Here is a 3,637-nt window from a genome sequence, read left to right on the forward strand (position 1 = left end):
GAGCTGGGGGCTCTTGGTGGTGACTTCCCTGATGGTGAGCGCCGCCGTGTGCGGAAGCGGGCTGCTGGGTTTTGTGGGCCTGGCCGTGCCCCATCTACTGAGGCTCATCCTGGGGCCGGACCATCGGGTGCTGGTTCCCGCCTGCGTGCTGGGGGGCGGGGCCTATCTGGTGGTGTGCGACGCTCTGGCCCGTTGGATTCCCAGCCAAGGGGAGATGCCTGCGGGTGTGTTGACGGCCATGATCGGTGCCCCCCTCTTCATCTTTCTCCTGAGAAGGTCGGTTCGATGAGGGATGCCGTTGTCGTCCAGGATGTGAGCGTTGCCTACGACCGCAACGAGGTGATCCGAGATCTTTCCCTTTCCGTGCGGTGCGGGGAATTTTACGTTATCGCCGGCCCCAACGGGTCGGGCAAAAGCACGCTGCTCAAGACCGTGGCGGGTCTGCTGCGTCCGAGCCGGGGAAGTGTTGCGCTTTTCGGACGGCCCCTGGCGTCCTACGGCCGGCGCCGCCTTTCGCATACGGTGGCCTATCTGCCTCAGACCATCCCCCTGGACTTCCCGTTCACCGTGGCGGAAGTGGTGCTCATGGGACGATCCCCCCACCTGGGCCCTTTTCGCCTGGAAGGCCGTTCGGACATACAAAAGGCCCAGGAGGCCATGGAGAGGACCCATGTGGCCCACCTGGCCCGGCGGCCCATCGACCGGCTGAGCGGAGGGGAAAGGCAGCGGGTCTTTCTGGCCCAGGCGCTCTGCCAGGAACCGCGCCTGCTGCTGTTGGACGAACCCACGGCCGCTTTGGACCTGGCCCATCAGTTGCGTCTCATGGATCTGCTGGAAGAACTGCGGTGCGACCGGGAAATCACCATCGTCATGGTGTCCCACGACATCAACCTGGCGGCCATGTACGGGGACACGATCCTGCTGCTCAAAGACGGCCGATCGGTGTGCCAGGGCCCGCCGGCCCAGGTGCTCACGTTCCAATCCCTGGAGGCCGCCTACGGTTGCGTGGTTTTGGTGGACGAGAGCCCCCTGGGGCCCTTCCCGCGGGTCACCCCCGTTCCGAGCCGGTACCTGGAGGCGGCGGCCCGGGAGTCGGGAGGTCAAGGTGCAGGGGAAGCGGACGGAGAAGGGGCAGGGCAAGGGGCCCCGGGATCTTGACTGAAAGCGGGAAAACAGCCGCCTTCTTCGAGGCCGGCGCACGGGGGCACCTGAGATGATGGTCCTTGACATCCAAGAGCCCGTCGCGCTAGAAGCAGGAAACCGGCCACGCCACGAAGGCGTTATCCCGGCCATGAAAACGACAGAGCGGCCGCAGCGTGCGGCGAGGCGCGAAAGAATCGAAAAGGCCACGAAGGCCGTGGGCTCCCGGGGGGCCCGACCGGCTTCGTGGTTTTTTTTGTGGGCGCATGGGCCTGAGGAATACGTGGCGGACCGGGAACAACAGGCTTTCGGTTTTTTGAGAGAAAGCGTCTGTGAGGCGGAATCGATGATCTTCGCACATGGGCCGTTTCGGTTGGCTCCGCTCTGGGGACGAGCGCTTTCCATGGTGCTCGCGATGATCCTCTGCGCGGCCGGCGCCGCTTCGGCGAGGGAGGCCGAAACGGTCCGACAAGACACCAACGGAGACGGAAAAGTGGATCAGGTCGTCCATTTGGATGATCGACGTCGGCCGTTGCGCTTGGAGGTGGACCGGGACGGGGACGGTTTTTTTGAAACCGTGCAGCACTACCGGTCCGGAGAACTGGACTGGCTGGAAAGTGATACGGACGGTGACGGCCGCCGGGAAACCCGTGTCCGCTATGACCAGGGGATTCGGGTCCGAGTGGAAATGGACACCGACGGTGACGGGGCGGTGGAGACGGCCGTGGATTTTCGCGGAGAACGGCGGCTGCGGGAATGGGAAGACCACAATGGGGATGGCCATTGGGACCGGATCCGCACCTATCTGGATCCCTTCTGGCCGCTGGTTGAAGAAGGGGATGAGGACGGGGACGGCTTCTTTGAGGAGCGGCGTTCCTATGCGGGCGGGACGCTCCGGGAACGCATCATCCGAGACAAGGCCACGGGGGATTGGACCCGCGTGGAATCTTACGATGCCCAAGGGCGCCTTTACATGCTGACCGAAAGGAAAAAAGGGACGGATCGGGGTCCGTGGGCCATCTGGATCTATGATGAGGACGGACGACCTTTGTCTTTCGTGCAAGATCGAAACGGGGACGGCCGGGCGGATCTCTGGGGCGACTACGATGCGGGACGTCTTTTCCGCCTGGCCCAAGACCGCAACCAGGACGGTCGGCCCGACGCCTGGACCGAATACAACGGCGCGGGAGCTGAGGCGCGAATCCTCCGGGATGTGGACGGAGACGGCACGGTGGACATCGACAAGCGGGAGATCGTCAAGTGATGGAGTTTTTGGCCAAGGGCGGCATACTGGTTATTCCAATCGTGGTGTGTTCCGTTCTGGCACTGGCCATGTTTCTGGAGCGCACCGTGCGCTTTGCGGTGCTGCGCCGCCGGGGCCGGAACGTGGCGGAGCGGGTGGCGAGGCTGGTTCGGGAAGGGCGCGTGGACGAAGCGCGCGGGGTGGCCGCCGAAAGCCGCTCTCCCATGGGCAGGGTGTTGGCTCAGGTGTTGGAGGTGGCAGGGGCGGACCGGGAGACGGTGGAAACGGTCCTGGTGCACGGCATTGAAGAGGAGGTGCGGGATCTGTCGCGCTATCTGCAAGCGCTCGCCACCATCGGCAACATCGCGCCCATCCTGGGGCTCCTGGGCACGGTGCTGGGCATGATCAAGGCCTTCATGGCCATCCAGGAACTGGGGGGCAAGGTGGACGCATCCATCCTGGCGGGCGGTATCTGGGAGGCCATGCTCACCACGGCCCTGGGCCTGTCGGTGGCGCTGCCCGTCATCGTCGCCCACAGCTATCTCACCAGCCAGGTGGACCGCTACGAGGCGCGGCTTCAGAAGGGAGCGGTGCGTTTCATCAAGAGTCTGGCCGTTTCTTCGAAGGATTAGCCGCCATGTTGGTGCATCGGAAGAAAAGAGCCCGTTACACGCCCCAGGCGCCCCTGACGGCGCTCATCGACATCGTATTCCTCCTGCTCATCTACTTCTTGCTCACGACCAACTTCATGGCCGAAGAAGGAATCCAGGTGAACCTGCCTCGGGCCACATCCGCTGCGCCCAAGGAAGTAAAAGAGATGACGGTGATGGTGGATGCGGACGGCGCCGTGTATGTGGGGGGGACTCCTGCGGCCCTGGCCGATTTGTTTCAGACCGTGCAGGAACGATTGGCATCCGATCCGGAAACGGTGGTGGTGGTCGAGGCCGATCGCTCCCTGGTGCTGGACCGGGTGGTGCAGGTGATGGACGTGATCAAGGCGGCGGGGGCGTCCCGGTTGCGCCTTGCCACGGAAAGGGCCGAAAGGGAAAGCCCATGAGACCGCAGCGTTCAGACAGCGAAAGGGGGGAAACCGCGGTCTTGGTAAGGAACCGGGGCCGAGGGTTGCTCTGGTCCTTTCTGGCGGTCTCCCTTCTGGTGCATGGGTGGGTGCTTACGGTCGTTTCCCGGCACTTGCAAAGCCGGCCGCTGCAGATCATCGAATTGGAGGTGGCCGCACCGCGGGAGCCGAAAGTG

The 3,637-nt window shown here is 64.1% G+C and carries 6 protein-coding genes; all 6 read left to right on the top strand.

Going from position 1 to position 3,637, the window contains the following annotated elements; genetic code table 11:
• On the top strand, positions 1–289 hold a 289-nt coding region (locus B9A12_RS16415; protein ID WP_139796707.1), incomplete at its 5' end, for an iron chelate uptake ABC transporter family permease subunit.
• The gene (locus B9A12_RS16420) at positions 286–1,158 is read left to right on the top strand and encodes an ABC transporter ATP-binding protein (protein WP_084059164.1); all 873 of its coding nucleotides are present in this window, start codon (positions 286–288) and stop codon (positions 1,156–1,158) included. The genes B9A12_RS16415 and B9A12_RS16420, both read left to right, overlap by 4 nt.
• A 328-nt stretch (positions 1,159–1,486) precedes the next feature.
• On the top strand, positions 1,487–2,404 hold the full coding sequence (locus B9A12_RS16425) for a hypothetical protein (RefSeq protein WP_212636988.1): 918 nt from the start codon (positions 1,487–1,489) through the stop codon (positions 2,402–2,404).
• Complete coding sequence (locus B9A12_RS16430) at positions 2,404–3,015, top strand: MotA/TolQ/ExbB proton channel family protein (protein ID WP_245802478.1); 612 nt, start codon at positions 2,404–2,406, stop codon at positions 3,013–3,015. The genes B9A12_RS16425 and B9A12_RS16430 overlap by 1 nt, the downstream gene beginning before the upstream one ends.
• A 5-nt stretch (positions 3,016–3,020) precedes the next feature.
• Positions 3,021–3,440, top strand: coding sequence for an ExbD/TolR family protein (locus B9A12_RS16435; protein WP_084059167.1), 420 nt, complete (start codon positions 3,021–3,023; stop codon positions 3,438–3,440).
• Positions 3,437–3,637, top strand: a 201-nt coding sequence (locus B9A12_RS17455; RefSeq protein ID WP_212636989.1) for a hypothetical protein, incomplete at its 3' end; no start/stop codon positions are given. The genes B9A12_RS16435 and B9A12_RS17455, both read left to right, overlap by 4 nt.

The organism is Desulfacinum hydrothermale DSM 13146, assembly GCF_900176285.1.
Lineage (GTDB): Bacteria > Desulfobacterota > Syntrophobacteria > Syntrophobacterales > DSM-9756 > Desulfacinum > Desulfacinum hydrothermale.

What these genes read in the sequence shown, in the direction of transcription:
- B9A12_RS16425 (WP_212636988.1), top strand. Translation starts at nt 1,487, where the DNA reads ATGATCTTCGCACATGGGCCGTTTCGGTTGGCTCCGCTCTGGGGACGA.
- B9A12_RS16430 (WP_245802478.1), top strand. Translation starts at nt 2,404, where the DNA reads ATGGAGTTTTTGGCCAAGGGCGGCATACTGGTTATTCCAATCGTGGTG.
- B9A12_RS16435 (WP_084059167.1), top strand. Translation starts at nt 3,021, where the DNA reads ATGTTGGTGCATCGGAAGAAAAGAGCCCGTTACACGCCCCAGGCGCCC.
- B9A12_RS16420 (WP_084059164.1), top strand. Translation starts at nt 286, where the DNA reads ATGAGGGATGCCGTTGTCGTCCAGGATGTGAGCGTTGCCTACGACCGC.